Below are 22,104 nucleotides of genomic sequence, written 5' to 3'. Positions count from 1 at the left end.
CAGGTCTCAAGTACAATTGTGTTTGTTAGTTTTCGGGTAACCCTTTTCTTAAGCAAAGCGTTCACCACAGTTTTTCGGAGATGCGCACTGCTCACAAGAGAGCCCTTAAATGCGAGGACACTATGGCCAACGCTTTCCAGTTCCGATCCCTTCTTGGCATGGGCCAAGCAAAAGATGACACCAGTTCCGATGATATTGAAAATCACCATGATGTTAGCGCCGCGATGAGCGTTCAACCGCGCACTACACGCCCAATGCAGGTGCGTGAAAACCTCGATGTGCTTATGCGTCAGGTTGAGCATGCGCGGCGCGAGGCCGATCAGATGATCGAAGATATGAGCGCGCTCGAGGTCGACGCTGGTCAAGCAACAGCATTGCGCCGCGAGACTGAAAGCCTGCGTGACAAATTAGAAGATGCATCGCGCGAAACAATCGCACAGGTCGCCAAAGCCAAAGAGGCTTCACGTGAGGTTGGCCGCATGAAAGAAGAGATCGGCAGAATTCGCACCGACTATGAAAAAAGCCAACGCGAGGCGAACGCCAACGCTTTAGAAGCGGAACGGATCGGCGATCGCTTGCACACTGCGTTGGAATCGCTCAACGAAGCCAAACGCGATATTGAGGCCTTGCGAGAGGCAAAAGACAAAGCCGAGGTCGAAGCCTCGTGTCTGCGGACCAATCTGGTTGAACGTGAGCGTGCGCAAGCTGCGCTTATGCGCCAGGAACAAGACCTGCGCATGCAAGTGGCGCAATTGAAAAATCAAAATGAAGAGATCACCGATGCCCTTTCGCGCAAAGAGCGGGTGGTTCTAGAGAAATCAGCGGAAGTTGATGCTGCAAAAGACAAGATTGCCGACCTTGAATCGAATGCCGAAAGCTCACGCGAAGAAATCCGCGTCTTGGGCAACAAATATTCCGAGCTTAAGGTGTCCCAGGAATCCCGAATTTTCGCGTTGAACGACGGGCTTAGCCAGGAACGCGAAAGCCACCGGATGACGTTAAGACTCCTTGAAGAAGCGCGAGCAAACAATGACACATTGAACGATGATAATGCCGTTCTCAAAGATCAGAATGTCATTTCATCGAGAGACGCTCAAAAACTCAAACGCGACCTCACCGCAACCCGGACACAGGTGCACGAATACGGAGACAAATTGAAAGAGGCGCACCTCCGCATCGATTGCGCCCATGGCGACATCCAACGTTTGGAGACACAATTGGAAGACGCAAAGAAAGACGCGGTCACGTTGCAAAGGCAGGCCAATAAATTCGATCAACTTTTGAGCGAGAATTCCGAATTGCACGAAAAACTGGCGCGAATGCAGCAATCTCTGGATCGCCGGCGTGACCCTGAACGCACCGGAGATTTGCCGATCATGCTCACAAGCGCAAATGCCATGACAATGGAAGGCATGCACAAAGACAAAGTGAAGGCCACAGCTTCGGCGAGCCCAAATGTTGCGCGCATAAGGCGGCGATAGTTGCACATATTGACGGCTACCTGGGGGTGGCTCTGGGCGAGCGCGCGTGAGGTATCCCTCGAAAACGCGCGCTCAATCCATATGTTTGAGGCCAACCCGCAAATAATCCCAGCCAGTGATGCAAGTAAGGGCCGCGGCAAGCCACAGACTGACAAGCCCAACGACATGGACCCAGCTTTCCGCAATTGTGTCGCAGTCGGGAGCTTCAAGCGACTGACACGGTTGTCCATGCACGGCCCCGCCCAAGATCAGCGCGCCCAATGCGACCAGCTGGAAAGTTGTTTTCCATTTTGCGAGTTTTGTGACTGGCACAGACACCTGAATGCCGCCCAAAAATTCGCGCAGACCCGAAACCGTTATCTCTCTAACGAGAATAATGCCGCCCGCGATCACATGCAGATCACCGACATATGGTCCTCGCAAATACCCTTGCGCGGTCAGGATCAGGATCACCGCTGCAACCATGATCTTGTCTGCAATCGGGTCAAGGAACACGCCCAATTTCGACACGGTCCCTTGCGCTCTTGCCAAATAGCCGTCGAAAAAGTCGGTGACGGCAATCACACAATAAAGCACAAAACCAATGAGATAACCGAGCTGCCAATCAGGCCACCACAAAAAGAAGCCAAGCAAAGGCACAGCAAAAATGCGAGACAAAGTAAGGATGTTTGGCAAAGTCAACATAGTACTTAAGCGTCCTTAGCGCCCATTTCCGAATAGCAAAATAGGCAAGATTTCCCCAAGGCGCGGTTCAGCCCCCTTCTTCGCCTTGGATAGGGGCAGACTCTAACTTGTACCCTTGTGCGTCTCATCGATTGCACTACATGTCACACCATCTGAGAGACCGGGGCGCCAGGTAAAACATGACAACATCGACGCATCTCATGCGCAAGAAGAACTTCTTGCCATTGATGATCACCCAGTTCTTCAACGCATTCAACGACAATTTGTACCGCTACGCTGCCTTGTTCTTCGTGGTGTATATGATCTTCAATGACGAGAGCACTGAAGGCGCATTTTCAGGCTTTGCCAGCTTCATCTTCATCCTCCCGTTTGTCCTGTTTTCCGCCCTTGCTGGTCAATTGGCCGACACACGAGATAAGGCCGCCATCATTCGCATTGTGAAACTGTGCGAGATTGGCTGGGTCGCACTGGGAGCAGTCGGACTATACATGGCTTGGATGGGGATTGCGGTTTACGAGATTGCTATTCCGCTGCTTTTGATAGTGACGTTTCTCGCGGCCACGCAGTCCGCGTTCCTTGGGCCAATAAAATATGCGATTTTGCCACAACACTTGAACAAAGAAGAAGTGCTGGCAGGCACGGGGCTGGTCGAAGCGGGAACCTATATCGCCATTTTGGCAGGTACCATTCTGGCTGGAGTTATCCCTGTCGAATGGGCGATTATCGGGATCATCGTGACCGCTTTAGTAGGTTATATATCGGCTCGATACGTACCCGATGCCCCGCCACAGAGCGACTATGAAATGCACTTTCCCTTGCTCGAACCGTACCGAGAAAAGACGAAAAGCCGTATCGAGCGCTGGCTTGGATATCCATTTGTAGCCATCGCCGATCAGGCAGTCATGAGCTACCGCCTGATTAAAGAAACCACGCAAAACCGCGAAATTTGGCTCGCAATCATCGCAATCAGCTTTTTCTGGAGCATTGGCGCAGTCTTGTTCGTTTTGTTCCTGCCCTTGGCTAAAAACCAGCTTTCAGCCGCACAGGACGTTGCGAGTTTGTTTCTAGTGATATTCTCGCTCGGGATCGCGATTGGCTCGGTGTGCATCAACGCGCTTTTGAAGGGCAAGGTTTCGGCGCGTTATTCGGCTGCGTCCGTTGTTGCGATGGGCGGGTTCGTGCTGGGCTTCTACCTGATCTCAAAATCATGGCCCATCAATGAAACTGGCGCTTTACTCACCTGGACTGATTGGATTCTTGAGCCAATGGCGGTGCCATTGTCGTTGACATTGCTCGGAATGACGACGGCCGGAGGGATGTTTGTTGTGCCACTTTATGCCTTCCTCACAACCCGTTGTGCAGACGATGCAGCGAGCCGAACAATTGCGGCCAACAACATTCTCAATTCGCTCGGCATGGTCACGGGCTCAGCCATTGCCATCGGGTTTAGCTCGATTGGCATTCCTGTGGTTGATCAGGTGCTGTTCGTGGCTGCCTTGACCGTGGTTTCGGCCTGGCTCGGATGGATGCTGTATAGCGCTGAAAAAGAAGCCGAACTTAGCGATCCGGCTTAAAGGATAAAAACGAGCACCGCTGCGAAAGTCGCGAAATATACGCTCGCAAACCCGCGCACATCATCGCGCGTCAGACGCCATAAACCCTCCATAGCGGTTTCGGCGTTATCTTCTGACAGGTAGAGCGCTTGCGTGACATGGCGCGGCAAGCTTGCGCGAAAAGGATGACGCGACGTTTCATCGGTCAAGACCAAGGCGCGACGTTTGCGACCGGCAAGGCGCCTGCTCTCAATTTCGGGAGCGGGTGTAGCGTTGAGGAAACCGTCGGCGGTCAAAGATGCAATGGTCATAGGACAAGCTTTAAGACTTTCTTAACCTTTGAGCGATCGACCATTTAAGGCTGACCAGAAGCGGGACAGTAAGCCTTTGTTGTGGTTAATCTCCACATGTCTCCAAGTCCTAAGCAAAACCGGCTCACAAGGTTTGCTCTTGTCCCCGCCCCCGGCTAATCCAGCAGCAACGAAAGAGGGCGACACCGTGACGCAATTGACGAAAACCGCAGCAGAACTTTTGGTCGAATGCCTTGAAGCGCAAGGGAGCGACCGAATTTTCACCGTTCCAGGTGAGAGCTTTCTTGCGGTGCTCGACGCGCTTCACGGGAAGAGCAACATTGAAACGGTGGTTTGCCGCCAGGAAGGCGGAGCTGCCTTCATGGCCTGCGCGGATGGCGCGATGAGCGCTGCGGGCGACACCTTGCGGCCTGGCATCGCCTTTGTGACGCGGGGCCCGGGTGCCACCAACGCGTCGATCGGTGTCCATGTCGCAATGCAGGATTCGCAACCAATGATCCTGTTTGTCGGCGATGTTGCCCGCCCCATGCGCGATCGCGAAGGGTTCCAAGAGGTCAATTTCGAAGCCTTCTTTGGACCCATCGCCAAATGGGCTGCGCGCATTGATGATCCAACCCGTGTGCCTGAATATATCGCGCGCGCTTATTCAGTGGCCGTGAGCGGGCGTCCGGGGCCCGTGGTGCTTGCTTTGCCAGAGGACATGCTTTGCGATCCTGTCGCTGCCGACATTTCACCGCGCGCTGCTGTTGCTCGTCCTCCTCAAGCTGTCTGCCCCGACGCAATGCAGGCGATGTTTGCCATGATCGCAGATGCCGCCAGCCCAATTGCGATTATTGGCGGCGCCGGTTGGAATTCTAAGGCCCGCCTTGGGTTTCAGCAATTTGCAGAACGTATTGGCCTACCTGTCGCCACTGCATTTCGCAGGCAGGATGCGATTGATCCAACCTCGCCCGTTTACGCTGGCAATTTGGGATACGGCCCCAATCCCAAGCTGATCGAGCGGGTGAAGAATGCTGACCTTGTTTTGTCAGTGGGTGCACGGCTGGGCGAAGCGACAACCGATGGGTACGAAGTTCTTACCCTTGAACATCCTGATCAATTGCTGATCCATGTCCATCCAGATCCGGATGAATTGGGCCGCGTTTATCGTGCCGATCTTGGTCTGGCGTGTTCAGTCGATGAATTCACCGAAGCCGCCAGCCTTTGGGAAGATGCGTCCATCATTCCGTTTGATGCAGGCGCACAGGCGAATGCCGATTGGCAAGCCTGGGCCAGCCACTCGCCACCTAACGCACCCGCAGATACCGGCCCTGCCCTAGATATGGCTGCGTGTGTTGCCGCTATGCGAGATGCCCTTCCAGAAGACAGCATTATCTGCAACGGAGCGGGCAATTTCGCCGGATGGTGGCATCGGTATTGGCGCTATGCGGGCTATCCAAGTCAACTTGCACCCACCGCTGGCGCCATGGGTTACGGCGTTCCTGCCTCAGTCGCAGCCGCGCTGCGCCATCCCGAACGCACCGTCGTCGCGGTGGCCGGCGACGGCGATTTCCTAATGAATGGGCAAGAGCTCGCAACCGCGGCCCAATACGGCGTGAACCTGCTTGTCTGCGTGATCGACAATGGCGCCTATGGCACGATCCGTATGCACCAAGAACGCGAATATCCGGGCCGTGTTTCAGGGACCGGCCTATCCAATCCCGACTTCGCCATGCTGGGCGCGAGTTTTGGCGGATGGAGCGCCGCAGCCGCCACAACCGAACAATTTGTGACAGCTCTTAACGAGGCCAAGAATCGGCAAGGTCTTCGTGTGATTCACATGAAAATCGACGTTGAACAGCTCGCTGCAAGCGGCGCGACAGTGAGTGGGCTTAGGGCAAAGGCCTAACGCGCATTCACTAACCCTCAGCCATGCGGCAGATAAGCTGCCACTCATCAGGGTTGATTTTTGCAACAGACAACCGCGACAACCGTACCAATTCGCATGTCGCCAATTTTGGCTCTGCCTTGATCTGTTTAAGGGTCACTGGCTTATCGAATTTGCGCAGCGGTTTGACTTTTACGGCCGCCCATTTGCCGGTCTCATCGGTGGGATCGAGAATGCCTGCGACGCTCACTTCGCAAATGCCTACAATCTCCAAGCCCTCTCGCGAGTGATAGAAAAAGCACTGATCGCCGACTTCCATAGCGCGCAAATTCAGCTTTGCAGAGTGGTTGCGCACCCCATCCCAAACGCCTTCTTTCTCCGCAATCAGATCATCCCAGCCATATTTGAAAGGCTCGGATTTGATCAGCCAATATTGGGACATAACGTTGATCTCCTTGCATCATATTCGGGCATCAGGTGCGCGGCAATCCAACCCTTTCGGATTTGCCCATCTTTTACTGCATGAAGGCCATTTCTTCCAGCCTCATTGAACTGAAGCACCGAATCTAAAACCCCCTCCATCAGGTAATATCTGGCTGAATTAACTCAATCTTTATGGCGAGGCTGATAATCCGCACGGTGAATGAGTTAATGAAAAGGTCCGATAAGGCCATCTTGACAATGCCAGAACGCAATAAATTTCAGGAACTAAAAGGCAGTGCGGACCGTGATTTGGTCGCGCTTGGCATTGCTACAGCTGCGATCATTTTGTTTGTTGGCACAGGCGGCACGGTCCTTCCCGCGGCAATGAACGCTTTACGAGGCGTCGGCGCGGGGCCTGACGCACTTCTCGTCAATGCACTTTTGCTTAATGTCGTTCTCGTGATTTTCGGTTGGCGGCGGTATCGCGAGCTGAAAATTGAAATTGGCGAGCGGCGCAATGCGGAAAATCAAGCGCGCAAGCTGGCGGAAACTGATCCGTTAACTGGTTGTCTAAACAGGCGCAGTATTGCGAGCGTTACGGAAGAATTGCGAGAAGTGGCGAGAAGCCAAGGCCTAGCGGTTGTCTTCGGTCTTGTGGACTTCGATAATTTCAAACAGATCAATGATATGAACGGTCACACGGCCGGAGATTGCACATTGATCGAAATGGCCAAGCGGATCAAATTGTCACTTCCTAATGATGCTCATCTGGCGCGAATTGGCGGCGATGAATTTGCGTTTATATGGTCATATGACCCGCGCCACCCTGAACGCGTCGATGATTTGGTAATTCGCCTTTACGAAGCAATGTCAGCCCCATTTGAGCTTGATCAAGTGACAATCGATGCGACCCTTTCGATCGGGCTTTCGAGCGATTATGACCAGAACGATCCAGATGCCGAGCCATGCAGCTCAGACGTATTGATGCACCGCGCAGACATCGCGATGTATCAGGCCAAGAAGGACGGAAAGAACCGATACTTCTGGTTTGAACCAAGCATGGAAACTGAATTGCGCTTTCGCAATGAGCTTGAACTGGGCATTCGCAACGGACTCCAAGCTGGCGAATTTGTTCCCTATTACGAACAACAGGTCGATCTCGATACCGGCGAAATTATGGGCTTTGAAATGCTCGCGCGTTGGATTTCACCAAACTGGGGTATGATGAGTCCTGAGATTTTCATCCCAGTCGCCGAAGACATTGGGGCTATTTCTCAGCTTTCAGATCAGCTAATCGAGCATGCCCTTGTCGATGCGCGCGAATGGGACAAAAGTCTCACTTTATCGATCAACATTTCGCCAGTGCAATTGCGCGATCCATGGTTTGCACAAAAACTTCTGAAAATGTTGGTGACATACAATTTCCCGCCCAATCGGCTCGAAGTTGAAATCACTGAAAGCTGTCTGCATGAGAATGTCGATATGGTGCGGGGAATGATCATTTCCCTGCGCAATCAAGGCGTCCAAATCAGTCTAGATGACTTTGGCACCGGATATTCCTCACTCGAGCAATTACGCACCTTGCCGTTCGATCGACTCAAAATTGACAGGTCATTCGTGGGTGAGCTTTCTTCACCGACGGCGAAGTCACCCATCGTGGATGCAATCGTCTCGCTTGGCCGCGGGCTCGATCTGCCAATGACGGTTGAGGGGATCGAAGACGAAGTGATCCTTGGTCAGCTTAAACAGATGGGCAAACTCAAAGGTCAAGGCTTCCTCTATGGACGTCCTGAAAGCGCCGAGCAGGTCCGTAAGAGGTTGGCTCGGGCTGGAAAACTAGCCAGTCCCAATGAAAGCGATATTGCCCAGCATGAGGCGGTCCGCCCTCAAGATGAAATTGCTGCCGACAAAGGGACACAGTCCCGCACTGCGTAGAGGCGAATTCGCCACTAAGACTGGACGCTGGCGCGCGCGATGCATAGATGCGCTCTTACTATGCGTACGCCCTTCATTAAGATGCACGGACTTGGCAATGATTTCGTCGTTCTTGACGCGCGCGAGTCGCCATTGCCTGTGATCTGTTCGAAAACTGCAAGTGCCATTGCCGACCGCCATACCGGGATCGGCTGCGACCAGTTAATCGTCCTTGAGCCGAGCCAAGCTCATGCGTTTACTATGCGTATCTACAATTCCGACGGCGGCGAAGTCGAAGCCTGCGGCAATGCGACGCGCGCAGTGGCTCTATTGCACGGCGAAGCGGCGAGGATTGAGACCGCTGGCGGCGTGCTGTCATTGGAACCGTCGCAAGGCGGCGCAACGGTAGATATGGGAAGCCCCCGCTTTGAATGGGATGCGATCCCGCTGGACTATCCAATGGACACGCTCTCCATGCCTGTTGGTTGGGGAGAGCTAGAAAACCCTGCTGCGGTCAATCTTGGCAATCCGCATGTCATTTTCTTTGTCGATGATGCGGACGCGGTGGACCTTGGCACAATCGGCCCTGAAATTGAGCATGATGTGCTTTTCCCGAACCGCGTAAATGTGAATGTGGCGAGTCTCATCGGCCCTGACCATTTGAAGCTCCACGTCTGGGAACGCGGCGCTGGCCTAACGCGTGCTTGTGGCACAGGAGCCTGCGCAACGGCAGTGGCGGCGATCAGGCGCGGGCTTGTCGGCGAATGCGTCACCATTGCCTTGCCTGGCGGCGATCTCACCATCGAATGGCGCGAAGGGGAGCATATTCGCATGACCGGCCCTGCAGCAGAGAGTTTCCGCGGTGAGTTTGAGTGGGATGACTTTGCGTGAGCGGTGCTGAAGTCATCTCCTTAGGTTGCCGGCTCAACATCGCTGAAAGCGAGCGGATGAAAGCGATGCTTGCGGATAGCGGCGATGTTGTGGTGATCAATTCCTGCGCGGTCACATCGGAAGCTGTGCGCCAAACCCGCCAAGCCATCCGAAAGGCCCGCCGCGAGCATCCAGAGGCACGCCTTATGGTCACAGGATGCGCCGCTGATATTGAGCGCGATCAAATCGCCGATATGCCAGAAGTCGACGGCCTCATCGCCAATGAACGAAAACTCGACCCGCGCGCCTGGAATGTATCTCTGCCAGAGGCCCCGCCCCCGCCCACACGCACCCGTGCCTTTATTGCGGTGCAGAACGGCTGCGATCATGCCTGTACGTTTTGCGTGATCCCTCAAGGGCGCGGCAAAAGCCGCTCTATGACGGTCCCAGAGGTGCTGCGCGAGGTTGGCCATCATTTGGATTTGGGCGCAAAAGAGGTCGTACTCACCGGTGTCGACGTGACCAGTTGGGGCCACGATTTGCCTGATGCACCGCCTCTAGGCGCGCTGGTTGAGGCTGTCCTAATCCAATTCCCATCGCTCGAACGTCTGCGGATGTCTTCGCTCGATGGGATTGAGATTGATGAGGTGCTGTTCGAACTCTTCGCCACAGAAAAACGTCTGATGCCGCATCTTCATCTTTCGATGCAACATGGCCACGACTTGATCCTTAAGCGGATGAAGCGCCGCCATCTTCGCGGTGATGCGGTTGATCTGGTGCAACGCCTAAAGGTTCGCCGCCCTGATCTCGCAATAGGCGCCGACTTGATCGCAGGGTTTCCGACAGAGACGGGCGAGCACCACGCAGCGAACCTTTCGATCATCGAAGAGTTGGATATCGTCCACGGCCACATCTTCCCCTATTCACCGCGCCCCGGCACGCCCGCTGCCCGGATGCCGCAGCTTGACCGCGCTGTTGTAAAGGCGCGGGCTGCGGAATTGCGAGATGCGGTGAAGTCCCGCCGCATAGCTTGGCTCAACACGCTTGTGGGCGAAACAATGCCAGTGCTCGCCGAAAGGGACGGCACAGGCTATGCGCCTTCTTACGCACGGGTTCAGTGTCCTGCAGACGCCCTCCCGGGCACAATCATCGCCCTCACCCCAAGCTCGCTCGAAGGAGGCATGCTCATATGACGCAAAGTTGGCGCGAACGGCTCTTTAGCGGCTTTCGCAAAACATCCGAGCGTATCGGGAGCAATTTGACCGGCGTTGCGACGCGGCTTGATGATGCGACGTTGGATGATCTCGAAGACGCTCTGATCGTTTCCGATCTTGGCCCAGCCGCCGCCGCGCGCATTCGCCAAAGGCTCTCAGACAAGAGCTTTGGCCTTGAGATCACGCAGCAAGAACTAAAGGAATCGGTCGCAGAGGAAATCGCAGAGATACTGCGCCCTGTTGCAAAGCCGTTGGAAATCACCGCCTTCCCTCGCCCGCAAGTGATCCTTGTGATCGGTGTGAACGGCTCTGGCAAAACCACCACCATCGCCAAACTCGCCCACCTCTTTACCGAGGATGACTACGGCGTGCTCCTCGCCGCTGGTGACACTTTCCGCGCGGCTGCCATTGGCCAGCTCGCCACATGGGCGACGCGCGCCGGAGTAGACCTTGTGCGCGGGCCAGAGGGCGGAGACCCGGCTTCCATCGTATTCGATGCAGTGAAACAGGCAACCGACACCGGGATTGACGCACTTGTGGTGGACACCGCCGGGCGGCTTCAGAACAAAAAAGAGCTGATGGAAGAGCTATCCAAAATTCGCCGGGTATTGGGTAAACTCAACGAGGAGGCTCCGCATGACGTCGTCCTCGTGCTTGATGCGACAAACGGCCAGAACGCGCTGTCCCAGATTGACGTGTTCAAAGAGGTTGCAGGGGTCACTGGCCTCATCATGACCAAATTGGACGGCACCGCGCGCGGCGGGGTTTTGGTAGCAGCCGCGGAACAATATGGCCTACCTATCCATGCAATTGGTGTCGGCGAGAAAATGGAAGATTTGCGCCCCTTTGACCCTGATCTGGTCGCGCGCGTTATCGCAGGAGTGGCGTAATGGCTGAACAAGAGAAACCGGCGCAAACACCGACGCAAACACCCACTCAAACTCAAGCAGAGCCCAAGAAAGCCGCCTCAGGCTGGCTCAATGTCGCGGTCGATTACGGCCCGCTTCTCGTATTTCTCGGAGTGTACCGCTGGAACGCGCCCGCAGAACCCAATGCAGCAAGCGAGATCCTTGCGATTATCTACGGCACTGGCGCCTTTATGGTCGCAGCCGTTGCCGCGCTGTTGTTCTCAAAATTTCGCCTTGGCAAAATCTCACCTATGCTCTGGCTTTCAACTGCGCTGATCGTCGGTTTTGGCGGGCTCACGATATTCTTCGGCGATCCGGTGTTTGTGCAATTAAAGCCCACCATCATATACTCCTTTTTCGGAGTGGCCTTGCTGGCCGGTTTCTTCAAAGGGAAAGCGCTGCTTAAGATATTGCTCGAGGCCGCGTTCGAAGGGCTTTCGGAAGAAGGTTGGCTCAAACTCTCACGCAATTGGGGCGTGTTCTTCTTGATGCTTGCAGGGCTCAATGAAGGGCTACGCTTTTACCTCGATTTCGAAGGCTGGCTTTGGGCCAAGCTTTGGGTGTTCCTGCCCCTCACCTTCCTCTTCACCTTGACACAGCTCCCGATGCTGTTGAAGCATGGGCTGGATGTGGGTCAGGATGATGAGGAAAAAGCTGAAGGGTAATCCCCCTTTAGGCTTTGCCATCAATCTTAGTGTGATCACGCACCCTGCGTTTGAAATCGACTTTGGTCGGCATGGGGCGAATCCATCGTGAGCCTAAGGCTTTAAATCTCAACCTGACTGCCAAGCTCAACCACGCGGTTTGTAGGCAGCTTGAAGAAGTCCATCGCGCTTGCTGAATTCCTCAGCATCCAGGCAAATATCTTCTCTCGCCAGATTGGCATGCCCGGCTTGTCACTGGCCAGCAACGTCTGGCGCGAGAGGAAAAAGCTGGTGTGCATCATGTCAAAATGCCCGCCGCAATAAATCCCCATACCTTTCAGGCCCTCGGGCACATTGGTGTCTTCCATAAAGCCATAGCGCAGCACCGCACGGTAAAATCCATCGCCCATATCGGTGTAATCGCAACGGGTTTCAGGATCGACGTAGGGAACGTCCTGAATGTCTACTGTGAGGATCACCACGCGTTCATGCAGGATCTTATTGTGCTTGATATTGTGAAGCAGCGCGGAAGGAACTCCGTCTTGCGTGCTCGCCATGAAGATTGCAGTGCCCGGCACACGCAAGGCAGAGTTCTTGGCGGACTTTGCGAATATCTCCATCGGGAGCGACCCTTCGCTCATCCGAGCACGCATCAATTTTCGCCCGCGCGCCCATGTGGTGAGCAAGGTAAAGGCGACAAAGCCAACAGCGAGCGGGAACCAGCCGCCATCAGGCACTTTAGTGAGGTTGGCCGCAAAATAGGCGCCGTCAACGATCAGGAAGAGCAGAACAACAGGGGCCGCATACCACCACTTCCACTTCCACACGCTGACAAACAAAAGGCCCATGAGAAGCGTATCAATGGTGACCGCACCGGTTACTGCAATCCCATAAGCGCTCGCCAAATTGGAAGAACTTTGGAAGGTCAGCACCAGCACAATCACCGCGACCATCAACGCCCAATTGACGATGGGAATGTAAATCTGGCCGCCCTCGGTCTCGCTCGTATGCAGGATCGAAAGGCGCGGCATAAAGCCCATTTGCACGGCCTGATGCGTGATCGAGAATGCGCCAGAAATCACTGCTTGACTGGCGATGAATGTCGCAAGCGTTGCGAGGAAAACCAGCGGGAGACGCCATTCTTCGCTCGCCAGCAAGAAGAACGGGTTTTGCACCGCAACGGCGGCCTGCTCAGCGGGAAGCCCTGCGATCATGGCCCCTTGGCCAAAGTAATTGAGGAGGAGACACGGCATAACAAAGCCAAACCACGACAATCGCATCGGTCCCCGGCCAAAATGGCCCATGTCGGAATAGAGCGCCTCTGACCCCGTCACTGCAAGCACAACCGCGCCAAGCGCCAAGAAGGCGACAAAGCCATCGGTCACAAAGAACATGACTGCGTAATAGGGGTTTAGCGCCCACAAAATGTCGGGGTTTTGGATGATCTGCCACCCACCAAGCCCGGCAAGAACCGCGAACCAGACGATCATCACAGGCGCGAACAATGCGCCCACTTTGGCGGTCCCTCTTGCCTGAAGCATGAATAGGAAGACAAGCAGGCCCAGCGCAATCGGGATCACATATTGTTGAAGTCCCGCATCCACCACGGTGAGACCTTCAACCGCGGATAGAACGGAGATCGCAGGCGTAATCATGGAATCGCCGTAAAACAGCGAGGTCGCAAACACGCCCAGAAGCACGACGAGCCACCCATAGGAGGATTTGCCCATATGCCGTGACAATAGCGCCACGAGAGCGAGCGAGCCGCCCTGCCCCTTATTATCGGCGCGCATCAAGATGGTCACATATTGGATCGCCACCACAAGCAACATCGACCAGAAGATAAGGCTGACCACGCCCAGCACATGCATCCGGTCAATCGCCACGCTGGCGGTGCCAGCAAATGTTTCGCGAAATGCGTAAAGCGGGCTGGTGCCGATATCACCAAAAACGATACCGATCGCGCCCACCGCAAGCGCGGTTTTAGAGCCGCTGTGCGCGTGCCCGCTCGAATGCGTATCCAGCGAAGAGCCGTCTGGTGCTGCTGAGGTTTCGCTCATTGTGTGCGACTGTCCCGTTTTCCGGCCCGATTGCCGGGACTCAGACACCGCTGAGCCCGTTCAAGGTCGCGCGCTCTACCACCGAGGGTGCGCCCCTGCAACACTGGCCTAGGGACAAGCCCCTATTGGAGCATGGGCGCATTGGCGATCATCTGGTCAAGCCGTTCGACGCGCGATTCAATCTCGGCTTTCCACGGCGCGTCATCAGGCGAGTTTTCCAGCAGGCGAGCCCACACCTCTCGGCCCGCAACAATCTGGCCCGTTTGCACCAAGGACGTGCCCAAGAAGAAATCAGGACCCGGATTGGTGGGGTCAATTTCCCGTGCCTTTCCATAAGCATAATTGGCAGCGGGCGTGACAAAGCCATCTGCATGGCCCGTCAAAGACATGCCAAGCGCAAGCCAACCTTCGAGGTGATTTGGATTGTCACCTAGACCTTTGCGAAGAAGGCCAGCAGCCTCATCAAACTTGCCACGGCGCGCATATCCATCGGACAAGGTCAGATAATCAGGCTTGGCGCGTGTTGGATCGAAAAGTGCAAGGCGCGCCTCGACCATAGCCGCGCCCGATTCTTGCTCAACCTTGGTTTGCGGCTGCTTTGGGCTTCCAACCTGTCCGGGAGAACCTGCCCAAGTGTAACCGATTAATCCAAATATTAGGACCGCCCCAAACACAGCAAACCCTTGCTTGGGCATGCGCAGGTACAAGGCGGCAACAGCAAAGCTGACTAAAGTGAGCGCCAAAATGGCAAGCCATTGGCCGATCATGCGGATTTCCCTTCATCCGTGCCGCGCTTTCCCAAACGGCGCAAAAGAACAAAACCCACCAGTGCCAACAAAAGCAGCGGAATGGCAAAAAGCGGCCATGTGGTTGAACTGACGGTAGGTTCGTAGCTCACATAGTCGCCATAACGTAGTGTCAGCCAATCCCGAATTTCATCGGGGCTTTCACCCGCCAAGAGACGCGAACGGACTTGGTGACGCATATCGCCAGCCATTGGCGCATCGCTGTCCGCAATGCTCTGTGACTGGCATTTGAGGCAGCGCAGCGTGTACATCAACGCAGTGGCCTCCGCCTCAAGCGCCGGGTCCTCCAACTGGGTGTAGGCATATGGGGCAGGCGGCATGCCGCTTTGTGCAGCAAGCGGCGCAGCGACAAGCACAAGCAGTGCAACAGCCAGGCGCATCATCCAACCTCCTCCAGTTTTTCAAGGAGCAAATCGACATGTTCCGCGCGGATATCGCCAATGTGCTGATAACGGATATTGCCCTCGCCATCGATCACATAGGTTTCAGGAACACCCGATGCACCGATTTCCAGCATCAGCTCGGAAATATCGTCGGCGCCGATGCGGGTATAAGGATTGCCATATCGGCTAAGGAAAGCCGAAACAGCCTCAGGACGGTCACGAACAGCGACACCAATAATCTCAACGCCTTGCTCTTTCAGTCGTTCAAGGTGTGGAGCTTCGGCGATACAAGGAACACACCAACTGGCCCAGATATTGAGCAACTTAGGCTTCCCACCAACAAAATCTGTGCGCGATGTCCCGGGCATGCCGTCGAGCGCCGGCGGAAGCTGAAATGCAGGCAAGGCTTGCTCAATCATCTGCGACGGGATCGCGGTCTGCTTGGGCTGCGTCAGTTGATAGCCTGCGACCCCTGCGAAGAACAAAAACAGAGCAAGCGGGATGAGGTAAAGAGGGCGCATTATTCCGCTGGCTCCGGATCTGTGTCACCCGTTAGGGCTTTTGCATCTTCGCGGCGTTCTTGACCCCGTTTGACAGCGCTGCGCCGCTTGATGTCGACCCGTAAACGGCCAATAATCGACAAGATACCGCCAAAAGCAATCAGGAGCCCGCCGTACCAAATGAAAGTCACAAATGGCTTCCACCAAATGCGCAGCTGCCAGCGCGGATTGCCATTGGCATCCACTCCTGCTTGATCCCCGATCACTGCGTAAAGTTGTCCGTCCCATGTGGTGAGAAGCGCGCTTTCGCTTGTTGCCTGCGGTGGGGCCCAGAAATTGCGCGCCTGCGGAGTAAGAAGGACACTTTCACCATCGCCGCGTGTTGCGATGATGCGCGCTTCAACCGCGGTCCAGTTTGGCCCAGCGATGGGATCAACGCTGTCCAATTCAATTGTCCAGTCCGCCAATTGCTCTTGCCCCCCTGTGGAAACCGCCGCGAGTTTTTCAGAGGTGAAAGCGCTTTCGCTTGCCATGCCGAAGAGCGACACCGCGACACCAAAGTGAGCCATCACCATGCCCCATGTGGCCGTTGGAACACGCGATAGTTTTCGCCTTCGCAAAGGCAGGAGCGATGCGACACCCAGAACAATTGCAAATGCGAGACCCAGTAGTGGGAGAATGTTATAGCTTCCGATGAAAGTGACCAATGCGATGACCGCAACCGCGATCGCTGCAAGTAGCAACATCTCAAATTGGATACGCGCAGGCTTGTCTTCTTTCCATCGAAGTAACGGTCCAACCGCCATCACGACAAACATTGGGATTGCGAATATCGCACCTGCTGGATTGAAATAGGGCGGCCCGACTGAAACGCGCACATCAAATACTTCCGTAAACACTGGGTAGAGCGTGCCAAGCAGCACAATCGCAAGGATTGCTGAAAGCATGACGTTATTGAACACCAATGCGCCCTCCCGGCTCGTCGCGGAGAACCGCTTGCCTTCTGCAATGTACCCGGCCCGCATTGCGAAGATCACAAGCGCTCCGCCGATATAAAGCCCCAGCAACGCCAAGATGAAGCTCCCGCGCTCTGGATCGACCGCAAAGGCATGGACACTGGTGATAACGCCCGAACGTACGAGGAATGTGCCCAGCATCGACATCGAGAAAGCGAGCACGCCCAGCATTATGGTCCACGTTCGCAATGCATCGCGCGCGGCCAAAACACTAACGGAGTGGAGCAAAGCGGTCGCCGCAAGCCATGGCATTAACGAGGCATTCTCAACCGGATCCCAGAACCACCATCCGCCCCAGCCAAGTTCATAATATGCCCAGTATGAGCCAGCGGTGATCCCAAATGTCAGAAATACCCATGCCGCCAACACCCAAGGACGCAAAACCTTGGCAAAATCAGGCGTGACCTGTTTCGTGATTAGCGCGCCCATACACAGGCTGAAAGCGACCGACAGCCCTACATAGCCAATGTAAAGCGTAGGCGGGTGGATCGCGAGGCCGATGTCTTGAAGCAGCGGATTCAGGCCGGACCCTTCTGGTGCCGGAAGAGGAAGGCGCTCAAAAGGGTTCGAAGAGATCAAAAGGAAGCTGTAAAAGCCAAGCGCCACAAAGCCCTGCACACTCAAAGTCGCGGACATCGTCTTTTCAGGAAGGCGCCGCTCAAGGCCTGCAAGCAATCCGCCCGACAACGCCAGAACCGCCACCCACAAGAGCATCGAGCCCTCATGGTTTCCCCAAGTGCCCGTTAGCTTGTAGATAAACGGCTTCATCGAGTGAGAATTTGTCGCGACCAGCTTGATCGACAAATCGGTGATCGCGAATGCGTATAGCAGCAGAAGGAAAGACAGCACCGCGAGGAACGCCTGCACCACCGCTGCAGGCCTCGCCAAAGCCACAATGGAATCGTTCCCAGAACGCAGGCTCTTATCTCTTAGGCCAAGCGCCCCGCCCACCATTTGCAAAACCGCAAGCGCGGTGGCGAGCCAAAGGGCAGCGTGTCCGAGTTCAGCGATCATGAGACCTTATTTCAACCCCGCCACGGTATCAGCGTAATTCTCGCCATTTTTGTGACCTTCCAACCCTTCGAGCTCACGTGGCACATAATTTTCATCATGCTTGGCCAGAAGGTTGGTCGCGAGGAAAGTGCCATCGGCCTGGAGAGACCCTTCGGCAACAACGCCAGAGCCTTCGACAAACAGATCGGGCAAAATTCCGCTGTAAGTTACGGGGATCATGTCATCGGTATTGCCAGTGACAAGAAAATTGACGGTGATGCCATCCTCAGCAGTTTTGATAGATTCTGCTGCCACCATACCGCCCAAACGCACCGCTTGGCCGACCGCTGGCGGCTCTGCGGCCATTTGTTCAGGGAGGTAGAAATAGTTCGCTTGGGCCCGCAGAGCCCAAGCCGCGATCAAGCCCGCTGCGACGATCGCAATCAGCGCAAGAATGACCAAGGTCATACGTTGATGCTTCGCCTTCATTTGCGCTTCATCTCCTCGCGGCGCTTTTCCGCTTTGCGCATGGTTTGATAGCTCCACGCGATCAGGAACCCCAACGCGGCGCCTGCAACTGCATAAGCCCCTACAACAAAGGGCCAATGATCTAGTGCCTCACGCATTACGCGGTCTCCATCGAAGAGGGTGTGACACCTGTCACATTGTCCTGAGATATATCATCGTCGAGAGCCCTCCTGCGAAGACGCGCTTCGACTTGCTGCTCTGCTATCAAAGCGCGCATACGCATCAGAACGATGGCTCCGAACAGAAGCGAAAAGCCCAAGGTGGAAATTAGCAGTGGCCAAAGATACTCGGGATCAATCGAGCTTTTGCCGGCGGTAAGGCTTGGCGGTTGATGGAGTGAGTTCCACCAAACGACCGAGCGGTTGATAATGGGCACGATAATCGCCCCTATAATGCCAAGGATTGCGGGGATCTTGGGTGAGCCACCCTCGCGCGCTGTGGCTTGTGCAAGCGCAATGTAACCGCCGTAGAGGAACAGCAGCACCAACATGCTGGTCAATCGGCCATCCCATTCCCACCATGTGCCCCAAGTCGGGCGGCCCCATATAGAACCGGTGGCCAGACAAACCGCGGTAAAAACCATGCCGGGGACCGCAATCGCCCGCGCCGACAGGCCAGCAAGCGGATGCTTCCAAATCAACAATGCAGCTGATGAAATCGCTATTCCGGTCCACCCTCCCATGCCAAGCCAAGCGGAAGGCACGTGAACAAAGAGAATGCGTACAGTTTCACCCATCAGGCGATCAGGCTGTACAACCAAAAGTCCCCATGCGATTGACCCGGCGACCATTGCAAACCCGCTCCAAAAAAAGAGCGGCATCATCCAGCTTGCCAATGACAAAAATCGTTTTGGATTTGCGTAAATATGCAACGGACATACACCTCTTAGCGCCCGTCATACTGCTCTCAGCAGTCCTCGCAAGAGTGCAATGCACGTATTAGTTTTTGTGACTTTTGGTTATGCGCGGCCAATAAGTTCCTGAGCCATACCGTCAGCAATCACATCGGGCGATTGGCCAGTCGCAAGGCTTTTATCCCAAACCTGCGTTAGGCGCACAGGAATGCGGTCGATCCTTGCGTTGATTTCCGCGTCATCCGCATCATCGATATGACGCAGCACGTTGATGATGCCGCCGGCATTGATGACATAATCGGGCGCGTATAGGATGCCGCGCTCTTGCAACATCTTGCCTTCACTGCCGGTTGCAAGTTGGTTGTTGGCACCGCCTGCGATCACTTTGGCTTTCAGCGCGTCGATCGATTGTTCGGTTATGATGGCTCCCAATGCATTGGGGCTAACGATGTCGGCCTCTGCGCTCAAAATTGCATCGGTTGAAACGGCAATGCCTCCTAGCTTTTCAGCCATCGCAGTCGCGCGGTCTTGGTTGATGTCGGCCAGAATAAGCTCTGCACCTTCTTTCGCCAAATAATGTGCCAAGCCGCCGCCAACGCTGCCCAGCCCTTGAACTGCAACCCGCACGCCGCGCATATCAGCCACGCCAAGGGCACGTTCAGCTGCAGCTTTCACTCCCAAAAACACGCCTCGCGCAGTGTAAGGCCCCGGATCACCGCCCTGCCCTGGAAGCCCCGCGACATGATCTGTGTGTGATTTCAGCGCAACCATATCGTCTTGCGACATACCCACGTCCTGCGCAGTGATATAACGGCCATTGAGCCCTTCAACCGCGCGAGCAAAAGCCGCGAGCATTTCAGCTGTCTTGGTATGCGCGTCATCAGCCAGAAGCACCGCCTTACCACCACCAGCAGGAAGGCCCGCCATCGCATTCTTATAACTCATCCCGCGTGACAAACGCAGAGCATCACGAAGACCATCCTTGGGGTTGGGATAATGCCAAAAACGCGTACCGCCAGCGCCCGGTCCCAAATGGGTGGAGTGGACCGCAATAATCGCTGTAAGACCCGATGCATGGTCGCGCACAACGTGCACGAATTCATGGTCATCAAAATCGGATTCGGTCCAAAAAGCAGTCATAATTCAAGGCCCCGTGCATGATCGACACAGTGTCGGCGCGCTGCTTAGCCAAGCCCAAAGAAGGGACAGTCCAAAGGAGGAAAATGGGGCGATCGAGGGGTCTCGAACCCCCGACCTCCGGTACCACAAACCGGCGCTCTAACCAACTGAGCTACGATCGCCACATGCTCCGCTCCTTTTGGTTGACCGTTTGGTCCTTTGCCAAGTCGCGCTGCGATGCGCGCCATTGCTCGAAGAACCGCCAAGGTCAAGACCGCTTTGGGCGGGCGCGAGCCAATTGCACAATGTTGGCAGCATTGGAAGCGAAAACTGCCATCAATCGCACTTTGCGCAATAATGTTACGCGGCTGTTTGAGCTCTATGCAGTCTTGCCTAGGAGCTGCACGCACTTAAAGTCGCAAAATCATGGATGTGACCACTGATTCTGTTGCAATTAACATTGCGTGCCGAGGCGCCGTCCAACGCGTGCCCCACCCAAAGGTCGAACTGTTTCAGGTCAAGAATTTCCTTACCGCAGAACATTGCACACAATTGATTGAGATGATCGACCGAAATCGGCGGCCCAGCACCATCGCGGACCCCAATGGTGACGATTACTTCCGCACCAGCGAAACTTGCGACCTCGCGCGCAAAGACCCGGTTGTCCAAAAGCTCGATGCGCTGCTGCATGACCTAAACGGTATCAACCCCGCATTGGGCGAGCCGGTTCAGGGGCAGCGATATGACGTGGGACAAGAATTCAAAGCGCACACTGACTATTTCACCCCGGGCACAGCGGACTTCGAGAAATTCTGTAGCGATTCCGGCCAGCGCACATGGACCTTTATGATTTACCTCAATGAAGTCGAGGCAGGCGGCGCAACGCGTTTCAAAGTCGTCGGTAAAACCATTCAACCCGAAGTGGGTAAACTCCTATGCTGGAACAACAAGCGCCCTGATGGCGAGCTAAACCCCAATACGCTGCACCACGGGATGAAGGTGCGCAAAGGCATGAAATACGTCATCACCAAATGGTACCGGGAAAGGGAATGGCCGTGGTGATGGATATGGCAAAGAAAAAGGGCAGCCTTACACAGGCCGCCCTTCTTGAATGTCACGATGTAAGCACGCTATTTCTTAAGCGTAAGGCCACCAAAGCGCTTGTTGAACGCTGCCACGCGGCCGCCTTCTTGGATCTGGCGGTTGCCGCCGGTCCATGCAGGGTGGCTTGTTGGGTCAATGTCGAGTGCGAGTGTGTCGCCTTCTTTGCCCCAAGTTGAGCGGGTTTGGAATTCAGTACCATCGGTCATTTTGACCGTGATCATGTGATATTGTGGGTGCCCTTCGGCTTTCATCGTCTTTATCCTTGTGAGCGTTCGCCGGTACCGACCGGCGGTGCTATAAAACTGGGAGAAGCGGCGCACATAACGCCGCCCCTGAAAATTGCAAGCGGTCTCGCGCAATCAATCCTTCGGAGGGTCAGCAATCATCGCGGTGAATTCGCATTCACACGTGGTCTTGCCCTCAACACTGGCCTTGCCTTTGAACTTGTAGATCGTCCGGCGTTGCTGAAGAAACTCCACTTCAAGATCGAGCAAACAACCCGGTGTCACAGGCGCGCGGAACTTTGCTCCGTCAATGCCCATGAAAATCACCAACTTACCCGTCCCCGCAAGGCCAAGCGTCTCAATCCCTAGGATCGCAGCCGCTTGAGCGAGCGCCTCTATCTGCAAGACACCCGGCATAATGGGAGCCCCAGGAAAATGTCCCTGGAAAAACTCCTCATTCATGCTCACGGCCTTCACCGCGTGGATGCGCTCATTCAGATGAATTTCGCGCACCCGATCCACCAGCAAAAGCGGATAGCGATGCGGTAGAGCTTTCAGGATTTTGTGAATGTCATAGTCAGTTATCGGCAGAGCCGAAGTTTGCTCTTCACTCATGTCCTACCCCTGATTCGGTTGCTGCTTGGCGTAC

General features: G+C 55.1%; 23 protein-coding genes and 1 tRNA gene. 9 read left to right on the top strand and 15 right to left on the bottom strand.

The window, feature by feature from the left end:
• Nucleotides 1-122 precede the first annotated feature (122 nt).
• Nucleotides 123-1,481 carry a hypothetical protein gene (locus ABJ205_RS06235; protein WP_348155697.1) on the top strand — a complete coding sequence of 453 codons (1,359 nt, stop codon included), beginning with the start codon at nt 123-125 and terminating at the stop codon, nt 1,479-1,481.
• A 72-nt stretch (nt 1,482-1,553) separates the two neighbouring features.
• Here the strand turns inward: ABJ205_RS06235 and pgsA are convergent, their stop codons facing one another.
• Nucleotides 1,554-2,165: a CDP-diacylglycerol--glycerol-3-phosphate 3-phosphatidyltransferase gene (gene pgsA, locus ABJ205_RS06230; RefSeq protein ID WP_348155700.1), complete on the bottom strand. Its 612-nt coding sequence runs from the start codon at nt 2,163-2,165 to the stop codon at nt 1,554-1,556.
• Nucleotides 2,166-2,344: 179 nt separating this feature from the next.
• On the opposite strand from pgsA, the gene ABJ205_RS06225 reads away from it, so the two are divergent.
• Complete coding sequence (locus ABJ205_RS06225; RefSeq protein ID WP_348155702.1) at nt 2,345-3,739, top strand: MFS transporter; 1,395 nt, start codon at nt 2,345-2,347, stop codon at nt 3,737-3,739.
• Here ABJ205_RS06225 and ABJ205_RS06220 read toward each other — a convergent pair.
• On the bottom strand, nt 3,736-4,029 hold the full coding sequence (locus ABJ205_RS06220; protein WP_348155704.1) for a hypothetical protein: 294 nt from the start codon (nt 4,027-4,029) through the stop codon (nt 3,736-3,738). The two genes, ABJ205_RS06225 and ABJ205_RS06220, sit on opposite strands and share 4 nt — an antisense overlap.
• 187 nt (nt 4,030-4,216) lie before the next feature.
• On the opposite strand from ABJ205_RS06220, the gene ABJ205_RS06215 reads away from it, so the two are divergent.
• Nucleotides 4,217-5,917 (top strand): thiamine pyrophosphate-binding protein, encoded by a 1,701-nt coding sequence (locus ABJ205_RS06215; protein WP_348156277.1) that lies wholly within the window; start codon nt 4,217-4,219, stop codon nt 5,915-5,917.
• A gap of 10 nt (nt 5,918-5,927) precedes the next feature.
• Here ABJ205_RS06215 and ABJ205_RS06210 read toward each other — a convergent pair whose 3' ends face one another.
• Nucleotides 5,928-6,338, bottom strand: coding sequence for an EVE domain-containing protein (locus ABJ205_RS06210; protein WP_348156280.1), 411 nt, complete (start codon nt 6,336-6,338; stop codon nt 5,928-5,930).
• A gap of 239 nt (nt 6,339-6,577) precedes the next feature.
• On the opposite strand from ABJ205_RS06210, the gene ABJ205_RS06205 reads away from it, so the two are divergent.
• Genes ABJ205_RS06205 through ABJ205_RS06185 form a run of 5 tightly spaced genes read left to right on the top strand, consistent with a single transcriptional unit; the run spans nt 6,578 to nt 11,890 of the window.
• Nucleotides 6,578-8,254: an EAL domain-containing protein gene (locus ABJ205_RS06205; RefSeq protein ID WP_348156283.1), complete on the top strand. Its 1,677-nt coding sequence runs from the start codon at nt 6,578-6,580 to the stop codon at nt 8,252-8,254.
• A 60-nt stretch (nt 8,255-8,314) separates the two neighbouring features.
• Entirely contained in the window at nt 8,315-9,124 is an 810-nt protein-coding gene (gene dapF / locus ABJ205_RS06200) for a diaminopimelate epimerase (RefSeq protein WP_348156286.1), read from the top strand.
• Nucleotides 9,121-10,296 (top strand): MiaB/RimO family radical SAM methylthiotransferase, encoded by a 1,176-nt coding sequence (locus tag ABJ205_RS06195; protein ID WP_348156288.1) that lies wholly within the window; start codon nt 9,121-9,123, stop codon nt 10,294-10,296. The genes dapF and ABJ205_RS06195 overlap by 4 nt, the downstream gene beginning before the upstream one ends.
• Nucleotides 10,293-11,207, top strand: coding sequence for a signal recognition particle-docking protein FtsY (gene ftsY / locus ABJ205_RS06190; RefSeq protein ID WP_348156291.1), 915 nt, complete (start codon nt 10,293-10,295; stop codon nt 11,205-11,207). The genes ABJ205_RS06195 and ftsY overlap by 4 nt, the downstream gene beginning before the upstream one ends.
• A complete protein-coding gene (locus ABJ205_RS06185) occupies nt 11,207-11,890 on the top strand; it encodes an inner membrane-spanning protein YciB (protein ID WP_348156294.1) in 684 nt (227 codons plus the stop codon). The genes ftsY and ABJ205_RS06185 overlap by 1 nt, the downstream gene beginning before the upstream one ends.
• A gap of 101 nt (nt 11,891-11,991) precedes the next feature.
• Here the strand turns inward: ABJ205_RS06185 and ABJ205_RS06180 are convergent, their stop codons facing one another.
• The 10 genes from ABJ205_RS06180 to ABJ205_RS06135 all read right to left on the bottom strand — a co-directional run bounded on the left by ABJ205_RS06180 (nt 11,992) and on the right by ABJ205_RS06135 (nt 20,309).
• A complete protein-coding gene (locus tag ABJ205_RS06180) occupies nt 11,992-13,929 on the bottom strand; it encodes a potassium transporter Kup (protein ID WP_348156297.1) in 1,938 nt (645 codons plus the stop codon).
• 122 nt (nt 13,930-14,051) lie between these two features.
• Nucleotides 14,052-14,696 (bottom strand): cytochrome c biogenesis factor, encoded by a 645-nt coding sequence (locus ABJ205_RS06175; RefSeq protein ID WP_348156300.1) that lies wholly within the window; start codon nt 14,694-14,696, stop codon nt 14,052-14,054.
• Nucleotides 14,693-15,115 carry a cytochrome c-type biogenesis protein gene (locus tag ABJ205_RS06170; protein WP_348156492.1) on the bottom strand — a complete coding sequence of 141 codons (423 nt, stop codon included), beginning with the start codon at nt 15,113-15,115 and terminating at the stop codon, nt 14,693-14,695. Before ABJ205_RS06170 ends, ABJ205_RS06175 begins: the two co-directional genes overlap by 4 nt.
• Nucleotides 15,115-15,639 carry a DsbE family thiol:disulfide interchange protein gene (locus ABJ205_RS06165; RefSeq protein WP_348156302.1) on the bottom strand — a complete coding sequence of 175 codons (525 nt, stop codon included), beginning with the start codon at nt 15,637-15,639 and terminating at the stop codon, nt 15,115-15,117. The genes ABJ205_RS06170 and ABJ205_RS06165 overlap by 1 nt, the downstream gene beginning before the upstream one ends.
• Nucleotides 15,639-17,648 carry a heme lyase CcmF/NrfE family subunit gene (locus ABJ205_RS06160; protein WP_348156305.1) on the bottom strand — a complete coding sequence of 670 codons (2,010 nt, stop codon included), beginning with the start codon at nt 17,646-17,648 and terminating at the stop codon, nt 15,639-15,641. Before ABJ205_RS06160 ends, ABJ205_RS06165 begins: the two co-directional genes overlap by 1 nt.
• 6 nt (nt 17,649-17,654) lie before the next feature.
• A complete protein-coding gene (ccmE, locus tag ABJ205_RS06155) occupies nt 17,655-18,116 on the bottom strand; it encodes a cytochrome c maturation protein CcmE (RefSeq protein WP_348156308.1) in 462 nt (153 codons plus the stop codon).
• Entirely contained in the window at nt 18,113-18,253 is a 141-nt protein-coding gene (gene ccmD, locus ABJ205_RS06150) for a heme exporter protein CcmD (RefSeq protein ID WP_348156311.1), read from the bottom strand. Before ccmD ends, ccmE begins: the two co-directional genes overlap by 4 nt.
• The gene (gene ccmC, locus ABJ205_RS06145) at nt 18,253-19,026 is read right to left on the bottom strand and encodes a heme ABC transporter permease CcmC (protein WP_348156314.1); all 774 of its coding nucleotides are present in this window, start codon (nt 19,024-19,026) and stop codon (nt 18,253-18,255) included. The genes ccmD and ccmC overlap by 1 nt, the downstream gene beginning before the upstream one ends.
• Nucleotides 19,027-19,113: 87 nt before the next feature.
• Nucleotides 19,114-20,148: a Glu/Leu/Phe/Val dehydrogenase dimerization domain-containing protein gene (locus ABJ205_RS06140; RefSeq protein WP_348156317.1), complete on the bottom strand. Its 1,035-nt coding sequence runs from the start codon at nt 20,146-20,148 to the stop codon at nt 19,114-19,116.
• Nucleotides 20,149-20,232: 84 nt separating this feature from the next.
• A tRNA-His gene (locus ABJ205_RS06135) sits at nt 20,233-20,309 on the bottom strand.
• A gap of 244 nt (nt 20,310-20,553) precedes the next feature.
• Between ABJ205_RS06135 and ABJ205_RS06130 the strand changes: the two genes are divergently transcribed.
• Nucleotides 20,554-21,189 carry a 2OG-Fe(II) oxygenase gene (locus ABJ205_RS06130; RefSeq protein WP_348156320.1) on the top strand — a complete coding sequence of 212 codons (636 nt, stop codon included), beginning with the start codon at nt 20,554-20,556 and terminating at the stop codon, nt 21,187-21,189.
• A 68-nt stretch (nt 21,190-21,257) separates the two neighbouring features.
• On the opposite strand, the gene rpmE is transcribed toward ABJ205_RS06130, so the two are convergent.
• Together rpmE and fabZ are read right to left on the bottom strand one after the other, a co-directional pair.
• Entirely contained in the window at nt 21,258-21,482 is a 225-nt protein-coding gene (gene rpmE, locus ABJ205_RS06125) for a 50S ribosomal protein L31 (protein WP_348156323.1), read from the bottom strand.
• Nucleotides 21,483-21,590: 108 nt separating this feature from the next.
• On the bottom strand, nt 21,591-22,070 hold the full coding sequence (gene fabZ / locus ABJ205_RS06120) for a 3-hydroxyacyl-ACP dehydratase FabZ (protein WP_348156326.1): 480 nt from the start codon (nt 22,068-22,070) through the stop codon (nt 21,591-21,593).
• Nucleotides 22,071-22,104 lie beyond the last annotated feature (34 nt).

The organism is Erythrobacter sp. (genome assembly GCF_039988855.1).
Classification (GTDB): domain Bacteria; phylum Pseudomonadota; class Alphaproteobacteria; order Sphingomonadales; family Sphingomonadaceae; genus Erythrobacter.
The sequence above is the reverse complement of the archived record's forward strand: the minus strand, read 5'-3'. Positions and strand labels throughout refer to the sequence as shown.